Source organism: Clostridium chromiireducens (assembly GCF_002029255.1).
Taxonomy (GTDB): Bacteria; Bacillota; Clostridia; order Clostridiales; family Clostridiaceae; genus Clostridium; species Clostridium chromiireducens.
This window is the reverse complement of the sequence record NZ_MZGT01000029.1, coordinates 26,909-44,055: the sequence shown is the minus strand read 5'-3', so window position 1 is coordinate 44,055 and position 17,147 is coordinate 26,909. Positions and strand designations below refer to the sequence as shown.

The following is a 17,147-nucleotide window of genomic DNA, read 5'->3' as shown; positions in this document are numbered from 1 at the left end:
CTACTATTTACAATGAAATTAGAAATATTATTTTTAAGGAAGAAGGAATTAAATTGTTAGTATCAGTCTTATCATTAAAAAAGCTTCTAAAGAATACGGAGCTAGTAAATGTATTTTTATTTTCAATTGCAAGTTTTATATCTCTATTTGGAACGTCAATATATAATTTCGCCATCAGCCTATATGTGTTAAAGCTTACTGGTTCAGGATTAAGCTTTGCAACTACATTAATAATTGCCATTCTATCTACCGTTCTTGTAAATCCATTTGCAGGTGTACTTGCTGATAGAATTGATAAAAAACTGCTTGCCGTTATTACAGATGCACTAAATGGAATTTTATTATTAGGTATATTTATGTTAACTACAAAACAGAATCTAAATCTAACAATTATATATTTAAGTACATTTTTCTTAAATGTATCTGCTACTATTTATGGAATAAGTATTGAAGCAGCAAAACCTAATATAGTATCAAAAGAAAGGCTTATTCATATAAATTCCATCAATAAAGTAATTGAAGCTTCCTCTTCTATACTAGGTCCAATGGTTGGAGGTATAGTTTTTGCTTTGTTAGATATAAGGTTATTCATAATAATTAATGGTTTTTCTTTCGGTATTTCAGCATTACTTCAGCTATTTATGAATTTTAAGTTCAATTATGATAAAAATGAGAAAACTGAAGAAAAAATTAATATTTTCATTGACATTATTGACGGCATCAAATATTTAAGAAGTAAAAAAAATATTATAAATATGTTTGGAATTTTTATAGCATTGAATTTTTTTATTGGACTTTCAATTAATGTGCCAATGCCATATATAATCAATAATATTTTAAAATTAAATGCTAATTTTTTTGGCATAATACAGGCTTTTTTCTCTGTAGGAATGATTGCTGGTGCACTAATAATAAAAAAAGTTATGAATAAGTATTCCTATCTCCAAATTATAAAATCCTCTATTATCATATTATCAATATGTATGATAGCAATAGGAATCTCTGTTATAATGCACTATAAAATATATGATAAAAACATTTATTTAATATATTTCAGTTTGATAATGTTATTAGCAGGCATAGCTGTATCTTCGATTGATATACCTATTTTTTATATACTACAACAAACTATTTCAGAAAGTTTTAGAGGAAGAGTATTAAGTATAGGAATTAGCATAGCTAAAATAATTCTACCTATCGCGCTAATCATAGCGGGAGCTCTTATAAATCGTATACCGGCATATATATTACCAATAATAAGTGGAGTAGGACTTTATGTTTTTAGTATATTATATGCTAAAGCTGACTAGCTTTACTTGAGAAAAAATGATTATAAAATATAAACCTACTAAATTATCTAAATATTTATTGGAAGATGAATTAAGCATTAAAATTTAAAAGCTTTTTTAGAGTATAGTAATATTTTTAAGAATATGATATTCTATACTAATGCCTAATTTTAAAGTTTGGCTATTTTAAAAGGAGATGGTTGATATGATACCAATAAATCATAAAAGTTTTATAGATAATTCAATAAAAGTTTTAAAGGATGACTTTAGAATTGTAGGAGTTGCAACAGGAGGATCATATATTACAAATGAAATGGATGAATATTCAGATATTGATTTTATAATTGCAGTAGATTCTAACTACTATGAAGATGTAATGAATGAGAGGACTAAAATAGCAGCAAATTTAGGTACATTATTATCAGCATTTACAGGAGAACATGTTGGAGAACCACGACTCTTAATATGCTTATATGGTCCAGAATTGCTACATGTTGATTTGAAATTTGTATCAATAAATGATATAGCACATAGAGTTGAAGATCCTGTTATTTTGTGGGAACGAGACAATTGTGTATCAGAAGCATTAAAGCAAGATAATGCAAAATTTCCAATTCCAAAACTACAATGGATAGAGGATAGATTTTGGGTTTGGATTCATTATGGAGCTACCAAAATAGGCCGAGGTGAAATTTTTGAGACTATAGAATTTATATCATCATTGAGGCAAATGGTAATAGGTCCACTAATATTAATGAAAAATGGAGAATTACCAAGGGGAGTTAGAAAAATAGAATTTGTTGCTCCAGATAGCATAAGCCTATTGAAAGATACTATACCATCATATAGCATAGAAAGTTGTATAAAATCGTTAAAGGTGATAATGCAAATATATTTGGAATTAAGAGAATACTTTATAACGGAAGATTTTGTGAAACGTGTAGAAGCTGAAAAATGTTCCGTAGATTATTTAAATAAAATAAATCATGGGAATAAGTAATCCATAAAATTTCTTTCACCTACTTCTATAAGGTGTCTTGTGGTCGCTCCTTTAGCAACTTCAGCTCTTCGGCCTTCATGTGAAGGAAGAATGACTGAGCTTGTTCTTTCAAATGCAAAAATGATGATAAATCAAATGCAAAACTAGAATAAAAAATTTAAGATTATAATGAAAAGAAGAGGTAACAAATGTATGCTGCCTCTTCTTATTTTGACTTACTTATATTATATAAAAAATAATATTTTAATTGTAAAATGTAGTAACTAATAAGATACGGTTGTCATACAATATATTAGTTAGGGATTATATTCTTAACTAGTATGTATAAATGTTTGGAAGGAGTAAAAATGGCTTCGATAGAACAATTCGAGTATTTTGAGCTGAATCCTAATGAATTCAATAGCACCGAAATACCAGTATCAATTATGCCTTATGTAATTAGTGAGGTGTTTATAGATGAGGTTATTCCTGGGGATCTTATTTGGATAAATGCAGTAATTGGTGGTGTGGATAATGACAATGAAACTAAAGCCGCATCACTTAACATTAATTTGTATAAGGGAAATGTTTTTATACCAGGAAAGGAAATATATTCGTCTTATATAGAAGTTGATAAAGATGGAGATGGAGATATTACAAATGTCCCTCTTTCTTATGTTGACCCTATAAATAAAGCTGCTACAAATGTCAGGTATGTGTTAACAGTACAATTAACTAGTAATGTAAAAAATGTATTTATAAGAGGGCCAATTACCTTTACAGCATTACGCATAAGACCTTGAATAGATTAAAAAATATATCTTTTCACAATTTAAAAGCTATAATCTGAGGAGGAACTAAAATGGCAATAACTATACAACAATTTGACTTTTTCACTGGAGCTACCTCAGCTACTGATAATTTAATTCCAGTAACAAGCACTCCTACTGTAATAGGTGAACTAGTTATAGATGAAGTAATTGTAGGTGATCTTATTTGGTTAACTGGTGTGGTTGGTGGTCTTGATAATGACAATGAAACAACTTATGCTTCCTTTGATATAAAAATATTTAAAGGGGATGTATTTATCCCAAGTAAACAAGTTTATTCAATTTCTACAGAGGTTGATAAAGAAGGCGATGGAGATTTAGTTAATACTCCATTGTCTTATGTAGATGTTATAGATAAAAATGCTACTAATGTGAAGTATGTAATAACTATTCAAGAAACAACAGGTAATAAAAATGTATTTGTTGATGGACCAATTACCTTTACAGCTGCTAGAATTAGAAAATAACACCATTAATTACAAAAAGTAAAAATGATAGAATTTTAAATTAAGACACATGAACTAATTTCATTTTACTCATCTAAAAATACAAAACTTAATCTTTATTTTTAGATGAGCTTTTTCATATTTTTATTACAATGATCAACTTCAGTCCTTCGGCCTTAGAGGCACGCCCAGGGGTTTTGTGAAAGCCAAATGACTGGACTTGCTAGTCATTAGCGGCGATGGTTGGATATGTAAGCCATTGTATTACAGATTAGAAAATGTAACTTCGGATGTACATATGTTACTACCTACATATCTGTGGGTATATTGAATAAACCTAACATAAAACTATATTATATTTGATTTACTAAAAGTTAATTTTTTTGTGCCTATTTCTATATTAAGAATTAATGCCATAGAAATCATTGTTGTAAATAAAGAACTCCCCCCATAACTTATAAATGGTAAAGTTATACCTGTAATTGGAAGTAATTCTAACGTCATTCCAATATTTTGGGTTACAGCGAATAAAATGTATGAAGCCATACCAACACAAATAAATTCTCCAAATCTATCCTGAGCTTTTTTTGCAATTTTTAATATTTGTATAATTAATATTGCATATAAAAATAATAGAAACAATGATCCTATAAAGCCCCATTGTTCAGCTATGGCAGTAAAAATAAAGTCTGTTTGAACTTCGGGAACATGAGTTCCAGCATATTCTGGGGATACTTCTGGATCTAATGATAAACTATACCCTAATAATCCGCCAGATCCAATACTAATTAGCCCCTGATCAAGCTGATACCCTTTACCTGTTGTATTATTATTGGTATTTAAAAACTCCAGAATTCTATCTTTCTGATGTTGAAAGATTAATCCAGAATTCCATAAAAGAGCTATAGCTAATACCAAGATTGAAAATCCACCTAATATTATTTTTTCATCTAATCCGGCTATATACATCATGCCTAAAATAATAAAGAAACATACCATTGTCATTCCCATATCTTTTTGGATTAAAATTAACCCCACAGGAAGTGAAACATAAAGTAAAATTTTTCTGAAATTATCCCGATTATTAATATGACAATTCATATCATCTAGCAATTTAGATAACATTAAAATTATAGAAAACTTAGCCACTTCAGATGGCTGCAATAAAGAAATTTTTAAATCTATCCAACCACGTTCCCCATTAATATTTATACCTATTCCAGGTATCCAAACTGCAATTAGGAGTGCAATTGTTATCCAATATATTATTGGAACATATTGATAGATAACTCTATAGTCAAAAGTTAAAAATAAACAAATTGAAATTAGTGAAATAAAAAACCATGTTAATTGTTTTCTTGTAAATAAAAAAGGATCATTGAAAACCCCACCTTTAGTACATAAGTATATGTTAATAATACCAAATGATGTAAGGAGAACTAAAGTAGTTAATAATTTAAAATCCAATTTCTTTAATGATGTAAAATCTAGATTGTATTTTTTTAACATAAATATAAGGCCCCCCTTTTTTGATAGCATTTGTTTTGTCATATTAAAAAAATATCCATTTTGACTATATCATATTTGGAGTTATTTTCATTAAAATACATATAATTGTAATATATTTTTAAGTTATAAGAAATTATTACAATTTATAGAAATACTTAATACCGATTTTGAAAGTTTTTGGAACATTAATTACTCACAGACTAATTAAAATAAAAAAATATTGGGATGCAATTAACGCTGGTAATAAGCAAAAAAGCTTGTTACCAGCGTTTTAATGTTATTTTACTATATTAATAGTTCCTTCTTTTCTTGGTGTTGCTTTAGGTTCTTCTTTGCTATTGTAACCTAAAACAGCAGTACCATATACTGAATAATCTTCTGGAACGCCTAGTTCTGTAAGTACATTTCTAACATTAGGATCATTACCAGTAAGAGCTAATATGTGAATCCAACATGATCCAATATTAAGTGAATGAGCAGCTAAAAGCATATCTTGAAGTGCTGCTGCACAATCAGATTCCTTTGTTAGTGAATTTTTATCATAAGCTGTAATAACTATTGTAGGCGCATTATAAAATGGATTGAAATTAGGATTTTCTCCCATCTTTCTATATTGTTCTATAGAAGATTTTAGCATAGCTTCTTTTATTGCAGAAACTAGCTTTTCAATCTTTTCTTTATTTTGAACTGCTGTGAAATGCCAGCTTTGTTTGCTCATACCACTTGGAGCAAATTGGGCAGTTTCTAAGATCGTATTTAAATCAGCATCGGAAATTTGATCTTCTTTATAAGTTCTTATACTTCTTCTTGTTAAAATATTTTGGATTACTTCATTCATAATTTTTCTCCTTTCAATGTAAAAGACATTTTCATTCTATCTTAGTATTTACTAGATGATGAAAAAATATATTAGACTTTTACTTTATAAAGAACATTGCTATGTTTGACTAATATATAAAATAATTTTATAATTAACTAATCGAAATTTAAATGAAATTTATAAAGTAGTATAATGATATCAATATGTATAGAATATGTCTAATTGATATTTTTCATTAAATCCATAACTATAAGTTATAGATGCTTTATAATTTGAGATATTATAGATTAAGGGGTGCATATTATGAATTGGCAGCAATTAGAATATTTTAAAACCGTAGCAGAAACACAAAATTTTACATCAGCGGCTAATTTACTTTCTGTAACTCAACCAGCCTTGAGTAAGTCTATTTCCAAATTAGAAGAAGAGCTAAATGTACCTTTATTTGAGAAAAGTGGTAGGAATATAAAGTTAACTCGTTTTGGCATTATGTTTTTAAAGCACGCAAATATTGCAATAAAAGAAATTAATGAAGGAGTTCAAGAATTACAGGATATAATTAATCCCATGACAGGTACTGTTTCTATTTCCTCACTCTACACTATTGGAACACATTTTATTCCTTCAATCATAAGTGAGTTTTTGAAGGAAAGTCCAAATATAAAATTTGAATTTGGGATTCAATCAACATCTAATATTTTAAAAGGTCTTAAGGATGGTAAGTTTGATTTTGGTTTCTATGACGAATTTGAAGATATTAAAAAGTATGAAGAAATAGAGTCATTTCCAATAAAAAATGAGGAACTTGTTGTAATAGTGCCTAAAAATCATCATCTTGCTGATAAAACAGAAGTATTTCTAAAAGATTTAAAAGAGGAATCTTTTGTGTTTTTTTCAGAGGGAATCAAAGGAAAAATGTGTTCTGTTTTTGAAAATCTTGGTTTTATCCCGAAAGTGTCCATGAGACCTAATGAAAGCAGTATGGTGGTAACAGGTTTTGTTAGTGCAGGAATTGGTATTTCTATAGTTCCCGATACCCCAAATTTAATAACCCATGAATTATCAGTATTAAGAATAAAAGAACCTTATTGCTATAGAACTGTACATATGGGATGGTTAAAGAATGGATATATGACGCCTTCAGCTAAAATATTTAAAGATTTTGTTATAGAGGCCTCCTCAAAAATCATAATTTAATAGGTTTTGTTGATTTTGTTTAGACTCTGGAAATATACAGTTGATTTCCGAATTATAATTTGGTTTATGTGAAAATCAAACCAAGTAATATAAATGTTTACTTCTTTAAATTATGAAAATATCACTAAAAGCACTAAATGAAAGGTTGCATTACTTCAACTTGATTCAAATACTATTTTGATAAGCAGAAGTAAAATAATCCTTTATTAAGTGCTTTTTTCAGTTAATTTTCAAATACCTAATTGTATTATTTTCTTTGAAATTACATGTATTTATATAATTTCTTTACTTTCAGATATTCTTCTATTAGGCGAATATCTCATGCAACAATTTAGATAGCAAGTAAAATTAGCTAATTGTAGCATGTCCAATATTTTTAGGTAGAAATAGTACTTCAATTGCTGGAAATAGCATCAATAGACCAAGGAAAATAAAACCTAATTTATATGCTAAAGTAATTGAAAAGTAAATTTGAAGTAAATTCACAATTACTGTAATAAGTGATATTCCCATTCCTTGGGCCAATGTTGATACTACAGCATTTAAAGTATTTGCACTGTTACGATCTTTAGGAGCTATTTCAGAAAAACTAAGTCCACTGTAAGCAGTTAAAGCTAATGAACGTCCAACACCTGAAACTAATGCAAGAAACATTATCCAAATAGGTAAGGTATCAATTTGAATAAATGCTAAGGCAATTGATGTAATAAATACCATTCCAAATGAGGATAATAATGAACCACGATAGCCTAATTTACGAATAATCGGATTAGTGAAAGGCTTGATTCCAATATTTCCAACAAAAATAAATAACACATAGCTTCCAGCTTTTACTGCAGACCAATGAAAGACAGTTTGTAAAAAGATTGTTAATATATAAGGTAATGCTCCAACACATAGCCACATAACAGAACCACTTGTTTGGCAGATTCTAAAAGAAGCTACTTTTAATGAATCGAGTGAAAATAATGGATTGTTTATTGTTTTTAGGTGCCTGAAAACAACAAAGCCTAATATCAATCCTAAAATAATTAATCCTAATGCAATAAGCCAATAATTTTCTCCACGAGTCGCTACTTCTGCTCCAACTAAAATAATACCGGATGAAAATGCAATTTCTATAAATCCTAAAAAATCAAAAGCAGCTTCCGTTTTTACTTTATCACTATCGATTAGCTTTGTTCCAATTAATACGATAATTAAACCTATTGGTATATTAATCAAGAAAATCCATTGCCAGTTCCAATAAGTAACAATAAAACCTCCGACCACTGGCGCTATTGCTGGAGCTATAAGTGCAGGCCAAATGAGATAGCTAAACATTCTTAATAGCTGTGAAGCAGGTGTCTTTTCTAATACAATTAATCTTGCTGTAGGTGTCATCAAAGCACCAGAAATTCCTTGTATAATTCTCATTATCAAAAGGAAGGAAAAGTTAGGTGCTATTGCACTGCTTAATGAACTAAGAGTAAAAATTATAACGGCAATAATCCAAATTTTCTTTTTACCAAATCGATTAGCCATCCACCCACTTAAAGGGATAAAAACGGCAACGGTAATTAAATACACACTGACAAGTAAAGCAATTGTTGCTGAACTCGTACTAAAGTATTGAGACATTCTAGGAAGGGCAGTAGTTACAATTGTTCCATCTAAAATCTCCATAAAGAGACTAGCAGCCATTAATAAGGCTATTTTAATTTCTTTTGTCATTATGTTCACCATTCTTTCTTCATTTCCTGTTTAAATCTTTCGATCCATTCAATTGCAACATTGGCCTGCTGAAGTCGTAACTCAAACTTTTTACTTGCATACCAGTGATCTTTTGAATTTTCTTCAGCTAATTTTTCAAGTATATCCTGTGTATCTTTAATGATATCTTTTTGTTCCTGATAGAATTGGTCTAATAGTTGTATTTGTTCATCTAGAGTAAGGTGCTGCATAACATCAAGCTTTATTAAATAGATATCGGCATTGTGAGCGCCACTCGGAACAGGCATTTTCATGAGTTCAAAAAAACGCTTCTTTCCTTTTTCTGTAATAGTAGCAACTTTCTTATTTTTTCCGTCTGCTCCTACAGTAGTTATTTCTACCAAACCATCTTTTTCTAATTTTTCAAGTAGGGGATAAATCACTCCATAGCTGACTTTACGATGATGACCTAAAGAGACTTGCAATGCACTACGTAGATAATAACCGCTTTGTGGTTCTTCCATTAATTCACCTAAAATAAAAAGTTCATTCATTGTTTTATTCCTCCTGTATATGTAAAATATGTATCTAAAAGATATATTTAATATATATCTTTTAGATACATATTGCAAGTTCTTTGAATAAAAAAATTTGATAATCAAAAAGGTTCGTAAAAACTAAATAGTACAATATTTGTAAACATGCTATAATTTAGTGGTTAAAATTATAATATGTGTTCAAGGAAAGGATATTTAAATATTATGATTATTGAAAAGCTAAAAATAGAGGAACTTTCCCAGGTATTAGAATTACATAGTACAATTATTCCGTTTGAAATATCATTTGATAAGGCACTTGAGACATATAAGGAAATGTTGTTGGATGAAAATTATTTTTTGGTAATTGCTAAAGAAGATGAAGAAATTATTGGTACTGCAACTGGAATATGTTGCAAAACATTAGCAGTACCTTTTTTAGTAATAGAAGATGTAGTAGTTAAAGATGGATTAAGAGGAAAAGGCATAGGCGGAAAACTAATGAAAGCACTTGATGATTTTGCTGAAAGAAAAAACTGTGCTTATGCAATTCTTGTATCTTCTGATTTTAGAAAGAATGCACATAAATTTTATGAGAATCATGGATTTACAGATAGTGTAAGAGGATTTAGAAAGGTTTATTAGGTGAATAATAGATTGAATAAAACAAGTATAGGATTATTGCTATTAGGAAAGGAGTGCTTTAATAATGTTAGGCAAATATTGTGAAGAATTAGGTACAATTAATTCTCAGGCATCAAATGAAACAGAAATAAGTAGGTTGGTCAACTTAATCTATAATAATTCTCAGAAGGATGGTACCTTTAGTCAAAGTATTTCTGGCTTGCATACCAGACGTTACTCCAAAATAAGCAAGGATTGGGAGAAATCATTTTACTTTCCTTCTGTGATAATTGTTGCACAGGGGGTAAAGGCTGTTAGGATAGGAAAGGAAATCTTTCAGATAGACAAAGGTTGTATACTAATGCTTCCAGTTGGGGTACCAGTTGCTCTAAGGACTATACAGGCTAGTTCTGAAGAGCCATTTCTAGGCATTGGATTAACTTTGGAACCGGAAAAAATCGCGGAATTTGTCCCAAAAGTTTATCCCAAAGGTCTGCCACCTATGCCAGAACGGAGTGCTGCCTATGCTTCAAAAGCTGATGCAGGTATTATAAATGCAGTGACGAGGCTTATGGAATGTTTGCAAAGTTCTAGTGATGCAGAATTACTTGCGCCAATTGTTAAGGATGAGATTTTAATGCGTCTTTTGCGCAGCCCGATTGGTATTCAAATTGCGGAATTAGGTTTTGCAGAGTCTAGGGTGCAGCATATTACAAAAGCTATTAAGTGGCTGTTAAATAACTTCTCTCAGCCAATGAAGGTTTCTGATTTAGCGACTATTTCAAATATGAGTGTTTCTGTTTTTCACAAGCATTTTAAAGAAGCAACATCTATGAGCCCTTTGCAATACCAAAAAGTACTACGATTGCAAGAAGCTAAACATCTTATGTTATCTAGGAAAATGGATGCAACTACTGCATGTCAGTTGGTAGGATATGCAAGTGCATCACAATTCAGTCGGGATTATAGCAACTATTTTGGAAATCCGCCCAAAAAAGATATTTCTATACTATATCAGCAGCTTAAAAAATCTGATAAAGTATATGACAGTTAGTAGAAGAAATATATTTACAACAAGAGAATCAGGCAATAAGTTGAGAGTAAGCAGCAACAATTTTTTTGAAACCTAGATTATAATGAATTCAGAGTATTACATCTAACTAAGCTAAGCACTATTTGTTTTTGTGTGTCTTATGCTAAGGAGGATTTAACTCTAAGTTAATAGGATTTAGGAGGAATTTATAATGCGAGTTTTTGTTACAGGGGCAACAGGTTTCATAGGTTCAGCTATTGTTCAAGAATTAATAAGCGCAGGGCATCAGGTGTTGGGGCTTGCACGTTCTGATGAGGCAGCAGAAAAATTATTGGCAGCAGGTGCAGAGGTGCATCGTGGATCTCTTGAGGATATTGAAAGTTTGCGCAGTGGAGCAGCCGCTGCAGATGGTGTGATTCATACAGGATTTACAAATGATTTATTAGATCTAGCTAATGTATGTGAAATAGATTGCCGTGCCATAAAAACACTAGGAGAGGCTCTTAAAGGATCAAATAAACCTTTTGTTACCACTTCAGTGATCACAGCCCTTAAGGCGGGTCGTCTTGGAACGGAAAATGACGAAACTGATCCAAATTCTATCGGAGCACCACGTATTCCTTCAGAGAAGGCAGCACTTTCAATGGCAGCTCACGGAGTACGTGTTTCAGTAGTACGACTTACACCATGTGTGCATGATGAAAATCGTCAAGGGTTTGCTACAGCCTTGACTTATATAGCACGTGAAAAAGGTGTTTCAGCTTATGTTGGCGATGGACTGAACCTTTGGCCAGCTATACATAAGCTTGATGCAGCAAAATTATATCGAATGGCTTTGGAATCTGCTCCTGCTGGTTCATGCTTGCATGGTGTCGGTGAAGAAGGAATACCATTTAAGCATATTGCCGAAGCAATTGGGCGCCACCTTAACCTACCTGTAGAAAGCATTTCCAGTGAAGCAGCAGATAGACATTTTACTTGGCTTGCAGGTTTCGTTGTAAGCGATAATCCTACGTCTAATGAACTTACACAGAAGTGGTTAGGATGGAAACCAGAGGGACCTACATTGTTAGCTGATTTAGGAATGAAATAAATTATTTTTATTGAAAGAATTAGATAAAATAATAATTATGACTAATTATATAAACATTATAAAGGCAGATTAAATTGTAGAGATTTAGTCTGCCTTTATTGTTGGGCTCTAAGTATAGCAGGTGCTAAGCTGCGAAAGTCATCTGCTATTTTATCATTTCACATTTCCCAGTGAGTTTGCTAATTTTATTTTTTGCACCAACTAAAGCTATTCCAAGGTAGTTCATATCTTCTGATGGTATATCTTTTGTGATCGCTAGAAATTCTTCATAATTTTTTGTTTTTTGACCTTCTACAGGGAAGTCTATAACATCGCAGCCTTTTTCTAATGCAGCTTTACGGAGAGCTTGTAAATCGTCCTGAGTTGTGCACAACATAGGAATTCCAGTAGGAATTAAACCTGGATGTGCTTCACCCGATGCGTCAATGAGTGGTTCTCCAAGAAGTACAGGGTGACGTCTACCTGCTGTTAGTGCTATTACAGCAATTGCGTTAGCAAGCAGACCACCTGATAAAGAGCTGTTCATTATAATAGTACAGCGAGTTGGGACTTCAGATAATACAGTTAAAAATTCATTATTTTCATTATACATTTTAATTTTCTCCTCTCTGAATAGAACTTAATATAACACCGAAGATGACAATAATTCCGCCTAATATTTGTATGGCAGATACACTTTCATGCAAGATTAATATTGAAAATACCAAACCTAAAACAGGAACTAGATTCATAAGAGATACTGAAATGCTAGCAGAAAGTTTTCTAAGCCCCAAATTATATAATAGGAATGCAACAATAGAGCAGCCTATACTTAGGTATATTAATGCACTTGCTGAAGTGATAGTTGGCATTTTCCATGTCTTATTCTCAATGAGAACAAGTGGTAAAAAGAAGATTAAACCTGCCTTCATCTGATAATAAGTTAATGTTATAGAAGAATATTTATTTGTTAGATTTCTAGTAATAAAGTTGTAGAAGGCCCATACAATTCCAGCTCCTATTAGAATTACATTTCCGAGCATTGATTTAGAATCACCATCCACATTAATTTGAGTTAGAACAGCAACTCCAATGATGGCAATTATAATTCCAAGTACCTTTTTTAAATTTGGTTTTAAATGATAAATAAAAAATTCCAGTAACGTTGTAACGGCAGGAAAGGAAGCTACTATCAAGGCAGAATTTGAAGAAGAGGTCATACTAACCCCAATGTTTTCTATTGCAAAATATAGTGTAATGCCTAAAAATCCACTGAATGCAATACGTATACGATCTTCTTTTTTTATTTTTTCATCATTTGATGAGATTCTTCGTATGAACCAAAAGATAATTACAGCAAAAAGTGTTCTAACTGCACCTAACTGAATAGGAGCAAAAGTTTCATAAGCTAATTTTGTAGCAATAAAAGATGCACTCCACAATATAACGGCGCCAGTACTAGCTAAGTAATAGTGAGGTAATGTTCCTTTAAATAAATCCATTTTTTGATTATTTATTAATGGTTTGGCCTTTAACATTAAATATATCCCCCTTTTATCTATATAGTGACTACCTACGTAACTACTTTTAATTACAATATCAGTTTTGGTTGATTGTGTCAATAGATTTGGTTATAATATTAGTTACTAAAGTAGCAACTAATATTATTGGAGGATTTATGAAAGATAATATTTTAGATACATTAAAGAATTTAAATTTTACGGAATATGAAGCTAAGGCATACCTTGCTTTATTAGAGGAATCACCGCTAACAGGCTATGCAGTAGCAAAAAATTCAGGCGTACCTCGTTCAAAAATATATGAGGTTTTAGATAGTCTTGCTATGCGTGGAGATATTTTGATTAGTCATGGAAATACACAACAATATGTCCCAATTCCAGCAAAAGAACTTATTAAGAATCGTCGAGTAAAAGCAGAAGAGAACTTTAAACTAGCAGAAAAATCTTTAGAGCAATATAATAAAGCATCAAAAAATCGTGAGAACATCTGGAATATAACTGGTCGTGATGAAATACTTGATAAGGTGAAAGAATGTATCCTTTCCGCAAAACATAGAATTTTGATTGAACTTTGGGATGAGGAATTTAAGGAATTAGAAACTGAATTAAATAAGGCAGCTGACAAAGGGGTAGTAGTAACTATTATTGCTTATGGAGAAATAACATCTACTTTCGCAAATGTTTACTTACATGATATGAGTGCAGAAATTACAGAAGAATATGGAGGACGCTGGCTTGTAGCAAGTGCTGATAATTCAGAAGTTGTAGCAGGTATTGTTTCGCTCGGAAAAGATAGCAGAGCAGCGTGGACTATGCACCAAGGATTGGTTATGCCTATTACAGAAGTCATGATTCACGATCTGTATATTATGGAAATAATGGAGAAGCATAGAGAGTTACTAGAAGAAAGCTTTGGAAAAAATCTTATTGAACTTCGTAAGAAATTTTCTATCTACCAAGATTTGAAGAAACATTATGTATAATTAATCTAGATGGTAATATATTTGAGCGCAAGAGAGTCGTAGTTTTGTTAATAGGCAAGCTGAATAGGGAGTATAACCGATGATTTAAAGAATCATTGAAGTTTCACATTTGCATCGTGTGGAGCTAGAATAATATTGGGTTTATATTATATATGGCCATTTCCAAGGTGTTTTTTATGATAATACCTCGGAAATGGTGGAAGGGCTTTATGATTTATTAAAATCAGAAACTAAATATTGCCTTGAGCATTTTTTTACAAAGTCTTCAAAGTTTTCTGCCTTAGTTGAAATAATTTCTGTAAATTTTAAATCATTAATATAAAACTTAGTATATTTATCTAATGTAAACTTAGGAGCTTTAGCAATATCCACAATTTCATCTTGGATACCTTCAAGTTGTAATTTGACTAAATCGATATCTAAGTTCTCATTAAATAAATGTACTCTATCCCAATTTTTTGTTGAAATTAAAGCGGTTTCTTTTGTATCTCTATTAAATAATAAAATAGCTAGTGTTATGCAGTCTTTTGAAACCAAAGATGGATGATGGCATAAAATAGAATAATCTATAGTAAACATGAAATCACTTCCTAATAATTAGTATTTAGAATTAAATCTGCATAGTAGTCAATATGCTCCATTCTATACAGTAAATATTGAATTAATGCCTTTAATTCATTTTTATTATGTTCAAACACTTCAGGGATTTTGTCAACGATACTTTCCAAAAAGTCTTTTGTTAAATTTTCTTTGAAATAATCTACTGTTTCTTTCATAACAATAAGGTCAAGCTCTAAGACTGATTTGAATTTTGCATAGTGATACCAATTATCAGCCATTATAGCAGAATCTTTAAAGTCTTCATCAATAATCTTATATTCAAGTGCATGGGTATTCCATAACGCTTCTAGATTGAAAGTATGACTATGATCTATAATATATAGCTGTCTATTGGATTTTGAAAGTGAAATAAGAAGATTACCCTTATTTCTATCTTTATTATAAATTAAATGATCAAATAACATTAATTTAGGCAATAACCATTTATGATTACTTGCTAGTTGCAGCATTTTGCTTGAGGTTACTACAGTAACAGGTTCTAAAAATTCTGAACAAAAGGCTAATCCAAAACAGGAATCAGAGAAGTCCTCTAAGTCTAACACTTTTTTAGATATTACTGTATTTGCATCTATAATGCCTAATTTTGCATCAGGAATTGGAAAGTTTAATTTTTTAGCTATGTAATGACAAACCAATTCATTTATTAAAGTTTTATTTCCTTCGATATTGTTGAAGGTTTTTATAATATAATTTTTATTATTAACAACTCCAAGTATAGGAATAGTAGCTCCATTGCCTATTGGATATAATAATTCATCTACATGATACGTGTCCAACTTTTAATCCTCCTATACATACTCCGATAATTCTAGTTAAAAGATAAGTGTGTTAATTATATCATATTTTATATGAATAAGTGGGAATTATTAAATTTAGATAAGCTGAATTAATGTATTTGGGATGTCCGGAAAATAGGATATTTTATGTAGTTAATTGAATAAGTATTGATATTTAATTATTAGTATAAGATACAATTAGAAATTATAAATAAATAAATTATATAATAAATATTTATCTGGAAAGTGTGTTCCGATATAATTAAAGTAATATAGAAATAATTATATGAGTAATTAGTCTAAATTAGATAGGAGTTGATTAAAATGAAATGGCAGGAAGTCAGGGAAATGTATCCAAATCAATTCGTGAAATTTGAAATTGTAGAATCTCATGAAGATGAAAAGTTCAAATATGTTGATGATGTCGCAGTAATAAAGGCGATAAAAGATGGAAGAGATGCTATGGTAGAATTTACAAAATGTAAAAAAGGGCAATTAGTATACAGTACTGAGAATGAAAGTATCGAGATAGAAAAAATAAAGCATATTGGGATTAGAAGGAGTATATGATGAAAAGTAAATTAAATATAAAAAATGGCTTGTTATATACTTCTATAAAACTAACTCATGAAGGAAGCTATGTGATTATTGATAATGTTATTATTGACACAGGGGCATTTCATACAATAATAACAACAGACTTTCTAGATGAACTTGGCGCAAAGTTCTCAAATGACGATAAACTTATTGAGGCGTCGGGATATGGTGGAGCATCTAGCTATGCTGTAAGGAAAAAGATTGATTCAATTAGCTGTGATTCTGTTGCATTGAAAGATTTTAAGATAGACTTTGGTGAAATTGATCCAAATGAAAGGATTAATGGATTATTAGGATTAGATTTCCTAAAAGAAGCAAAAATAATTTTAGACTTAGAAGAGTTAGTTATGTATACAAAATAAGAATATAATTATATATGGAACTTTTAGATTATAGTAACTAATGAAATCAAACATATCTGCATATAAGAAAATAAGATAATATAAAATTAGTCAGCATTGAAAATTAAATTTATATATCGTATAATACTAACAATTAAATTCTAGGAGGAAATATTATGAAAGCATTTAATTTGAAAGTAGTAAACTTCATACATCATCATCACTAGCAAGACTTGGTCTGTTCAAAAGCAGATGCAAGTCTATAATTTGTAGGCTTGTATC

Annotated in this window: 19 protein-coding genes; 11 read left to right on the top strand and 8 right to left on the bottom strand. The window is 30.5% G+C overall.

Annotated features, from left to right (window positions below):
• Window positions 1-53: 53 nt before the first annotated feature.
• The 4 genes from CLCHR_RS11955 (at window position 54) to CLCHR_RS11940 (ending at window position 3,565) form a co-directional block, all read left to right on the top strand.
• A complete protein-coding gene (locus CLCHR_RS11955; RefSeq protein WP_079440034.1) occupies window positions 54-1,310 on the top strand; it encodes an MFS transporter in 1,257 nt (418 codons plus the stop codon).
• A 184-nt stretch (window positions 1,311-1,494) separates the two neighbouring features.
• The gene (locus CLCHR_RS11950; RefSeq protein ID WP_079440033.1) at window positions 1,495-2,289 is read left to right on the top strand and encodes a nucleotidyltransferase domain-containing protein; all 795 of its coding nucleotides are present in this window, start codon (window positions 1,495-1,497) and stop codon (window positions 2,287-2,289) included.
• A 347-nt stretch (window positions 2,290-2,636) separates the two neighbouring features.
• The gene (locus CLCHR_RS11945; protein WP_079440032.1) at window positions 2,637-3,071 is read left to right on the top strand and encodes a hypothetical protein; all 435 of its coding nucleotides are present in this window, start codon (window positions 2,637-2,639) and stop codon (window positions 3,069-3,071) included.
• 59 nt (window positions 3,072-3,130) lie between these two features.
• Entirely contained in the window at window positions 3,131-3,565 is a 435-nt protein-coding gene (locus tag CLCHR_RS11940) for a hypothetical protein (protein ID WP_079440031.1), read from the top strand.
• A gap of 327 nt (window positions 3,566-3,892) precedes the next feature.
• Here CLCHR_RS11940 and CLCHR_RS11935 read toward each other — a convergent pair whose 3' ends face one another.
• Both CLCHR_RS11935 and CLCHR_RS11930 read right to left on the bottom strand, forming a co-directional pair.
• A complete protein-coding gene (locus tag CLCHR_RS11935) occupies window positions 3,893-5,053 on the bottom strand; it encodes an FtsW/RodA/SpoVE family cell cycle protein (RefSeq protein ID WP_079440030.1) in 1,161 nt (386 codons plus the stop codon).
• Between the two features lie 277 nt (window positions 5,054-5,330).
• Entirely contained in the window at window positions 5,331-5,891 is a 561-nt protein-coding gene (locus tag CLCHR_RS11930; protein ID WP_079440029.1) for a nitroreductase family protein, read from the bottom strand.
• Window positions 5,892-6,176: 285 nt separating this feature from the next.
• On the opposite strand from CLCHR_RS11930, the gene CLCHR_RS11925 reads away from it, so the two are divergent.
• Window positions 6,177-7,070, top strand: a complete 894-nt coding sequence (locus CLCHR_RS11925) for a LysR family transcriptional regulator (RefSeq protein WP_079440028.1) — start codon at window positions 6,177-6,179, stop codon at window positions 7,068-7,070.
• A 348-nt stretch (window positions 7,071-7,418) separates the two neighbouring features.
• On the opposite strand, the gene CLCHR_RS11920 is transcribed toward CLCHR_RS11925, so the two are convergent.
• On the bottom strand, window positions 7,419-8,783 hold the full coding sequence (locus tag CLCHR_RS11920) for an MFS transporter (RefSeq protein ID WP_079440027.1): 1,365 nt from the start codon (window positions 8,781-8,783) through the stop codon (window positions 7,419-7,421).
• Window positions 8,784-8,788: 5 nt separating this feature from the next.
• Window positions 8,789-9,316, bottom strand: a complete 528-nt coding sequence (locus CLCHR_RS11915) for a PadR family transcriptional regulator (RefSeq protein ID WP_079440026.1) — start codon at window positions 9,314-9,316, stop codon at window positions 8,789-8,791.
• A gap of 207 nt (window positions 9,317-9,523) precedes the next feature.
• Here CLCHR_RS11915 and CLCHR_RS11910 point away from each other — a divergent pair, with 207 nt between their 5' ends.
• The 3 genes from CLCHR_RS11910 (at window position 9,524) to CLCHR_RS11900 (ending at window position 12,048) form a co-directional block, all read left to right on the top strand.
• Complete coding sequence (locus CLCHR_RS11910; protein ID WP_079440025.1) at window positions 9,524-9,943, top strand: GNAT family N-acetyltransferase; 420 nt, start codon at window positions 9,524-9,526, stop codon at window positions 9,941-9,943.
• Window positions 9,944-10,007: 64 nt separating this feature from the next.
• Window positions 10,008-10,976 carry an AraC family transcriptional regulator gene (locus CLCHR_RS11905; protein ID WP_079440024.1) on the top strand — a complete coding sequence of 323 codons (969 nt, stop codon included), beginning with the start codon at window positions 10,008-10,010 and terminating at the stop codon, window positions 10,974-10,976.
• A 190-nt stretch (window positions 10,977-11,166) separates the two neighbouring features.
• Window positions 11,167-12,048, top strand: coding sequence for an SDR family oxidoreductase (locus CLCHR_RS11900; RefSeq protein ID WP_079440023.1), 882 nt, complete (start codon window positions 11,167-11,169; stop codon window positions 12,046-12,048).
• 145 nt (window positions 12,049-12,193) lie between these two features.
• Here the strand turns inward: CLCHR_RS11900 and CLCHR_RS11895 are convergent, their stop codons facing one another.
• Together CLCHR_RS11895 and CLCHR_RS11890 are read right to left on the bottom strand one after the other, a co-directional pair.
• Window positions 12,194-12,640 carry a DUF2000 domain-containing protein gene (locus CLCHR_RS11895; RefSeq protein WP_079440022.1) on the bottom strand — a complete coding sequence of 149 codons (447 nt, stop codon included), beginning with the start codon at window positions 12,638-12,640 and terminating at the stop codon, window positions 12,194-12,196.
• A 1-nt stretch (window position 12,641) separates the two neighbouring features.
• Window positions 12,642-13,565: a DMT family transporter gene (locus CLCHR_RS11890; protein ID WP_079440021.1), complete on the bottom strand. Its 924-nt coding sequence runs from the start codon at window positions 13,563-13,565 to the stop codon at window positions 12,642-12,644.
• Between the two features lie 140 nt (window positions 13,566-13,705).
• Here CLCHR_RS11890 and CLCHR_RS11885 point away from each other — a divergent pair, with 140 nt between their 5' ends.
• Window positions 13,706-14,530, top strand: coding sequence for a TrmB family transcriptional regulator (locus CLCHR_RS11885; RefSeq protein WP_139376233.1), 825 nt, complete (start codon window positions 13,706-13,708; stop codon window positions 14,528-14,530).
• A 207-nt stretch (window positions 14,531-14,737) separates the two neighbouring features.
• Here CLCHR_RS11885 and CLCHR_RS11880 read toward each other — a convergent pair whose 3' ends face one another.
• Both CLCHR_RS11880 and CLCHR_RS11875 read right to left on the bottom strand, forming a co-directional pair.
• The gene (locus CLCHR_RS11880) at window positions 14,738-15,109 is read right to left on the bottom strand and encodes a DUF3037 domain-containing protein (RefSeq protein ID WP_079440019.1); all 372 of its coding nucleotides are present in this window, start codon (window positions 15,107-15,109) and stop codon (window positions 14,738-14,740) included.
• Between the two features lie 11 nt (window positions 15,110-15,120).
• Window positions 15,121-15,927 carry a HipA family kinase gene (locus tag CLCHR_RS11875; RefSeq protein ID WP_079440018.1) on the bottom strand — a complete coding sequence of 269 codons (807 nt, stop codon included), beginning with the start codon at window positions 15,925-15,927 and terminating at the stop codon, window positions 15,121-15,123.
• A 324-nt stretch (window positions 15,928-16,251) separates the two neighbouring features.
• On the opposite strand from CLCHR_RS11875, the gene CLCHR_RS11870 reads away from it, so the two are divergent.
• Window positions 16,252-16,497: a hypothetical protein gene (locus tag CLCHR_RS11870; RefSeq protein ID WP_079440017.1), complete on the top strand. Its 246-nt coding sequence runs from the start codon at window positions 16,252-16,254 to the stop codon at window positions 16,495-16,497.
• Window positions 16,494-16,886, top strand: coding sequence for a retropepsin-like aspartic protease (locus CLCHR_RS11865; protein WP_341456899.1), 393 nt, complete (start codon window positions 16,494-16,496; stop codon window positions 16,884-16,886). The genes CLCHR_RS11870 and CLCHR_RS11865 overlap by 4 nt, the downstream gene beginning before the upstream one ends.
• The last annotated feature ends 261 nt before the right edge of the window (window positions 16,887-17,147 follow it).

Excerpts from the sequence above, each read along its gene's own strand:
- CLCHR_RS11950 (WP_079440033.1), top strand. The coding sequence starts at position 1,495 with ATGATACCAATAAATCATAAAAGTTTTATAGATAATTCAATAAAAGTT.
- CLCHR_RS11945 (WP_079440032.1), top strand. The coding sequence starts at position 2,637 with ATGGCTTCGATAGAACAATTCGAGTATTTTGAGCTGAATCCTAATGAA.
- CLCHR_RS11940 (WP_079440031.1), top strand. The coding sequence starts at position 3,131 with ATGGCAATAACTATACAACAATTTGACTTTTTCACTGGAGCTACCTCA.
- CLCHR_RS11935 (WP_079440030.1), bottom strand. The coding sequence starts at position 5,053 with ATGTTAAAAAAATACAATCTAGATTTTACATCATTAAAGAAATTGGAT.
- CLCHR_RS11930 (WP_079440029.1), bottom strand. The coding sequence starts at position 5,891 with ATGAATGAAGTAATCCAAAATATTTTAACAAGAAGAAGTATAAGAACT.
- CLCHR_RS11925 (WP_079440028.1), top strand. The coding sequence starts at position 6,177 with ATGAATTGGCAGCAATTAGAATATTTTAAAACCGTAGCAGAAACACAA.
- CLCHR_RS11920 (WP_079440027.1), bottom strand. The coding sequence starts at position 8,783 with ATGACAAAAGAAATTAAAATAGCCTTATTAATGGCTGCTAGTCTCTTT.
- CLCHR_RS11915 (WP_079440026.1), bottom strand. The coding sequence starts at position 9,316 with ATGAATGAACTTTTTATTTTAGGTGAATTAATGGAAGAACCACAAAGC.
- CLCHR_RS11910 (WP_079440025.1), top strand. The coding sequence starts at position 9,524 with ATGATTATTGAAAAGCTAAAAATAGAGGAACTTTCCCAGGTATTAGAA.
- CLCHR_RS11905 (WP_079440024.1), top strand. The coding sequence starts at position 10,008 with ATGTTAGGCAAATATTGTGAAGAATTAGGTACAATTAATTCTCAGGCA.
- CLCHR_RS11900 (WP_079440023.1), top strand. The coding sequence starts at position 11,167 with ATGCGAGTTTTTGTTACAGGGGCAACAGGTTTCATAGGTTCAGCTATT.
- CLCHR_RS11895 (WP_079440022.1), bottom strand. The coding sequence starts at position 12,640 with ATGTATAATGAAAATAATGAATTTTTAACTGTATTATCTGAAGTCCCA.
- CLCHR_RS11890 (WP_079440021.1), bottom strand. The coding sequence starts at position 13,565 with ATGTTAAAGGCCAAACCATTAATAAATAATCAAAAAATGGATTTATTT.
- CLCHR_RS11885 (WP_139376233.1), top strand. The coding sequence starts at position 13,706 with ATGAAAGATAATATTTTAGATACATTAAAGAATTTAAATTTTACGGAA.
- CLCHR_RS11880 (WP_079440019.1), bottom strand. The coding sequence starts at position 15,109 with ATGTTTACTATAGATTATTCTATTTTATGCCATCATCCATCTTTGGTT.
- CLCHR_RS11870 (WP_079440017.1), top strand. The coding sequence starts at position 16,252 with ATGAAATGGCAGGAAGTCAGGGAAATGTATCCAAATCAATTCGTGAAA.
- CLCHR_RS11865 (WP_341456899.1), top strand. The coding sequence starts at position 16,494 with ATGATGAAAAGTAAATTAAATATAAAAAATGGCTTGTTATATACTTCT.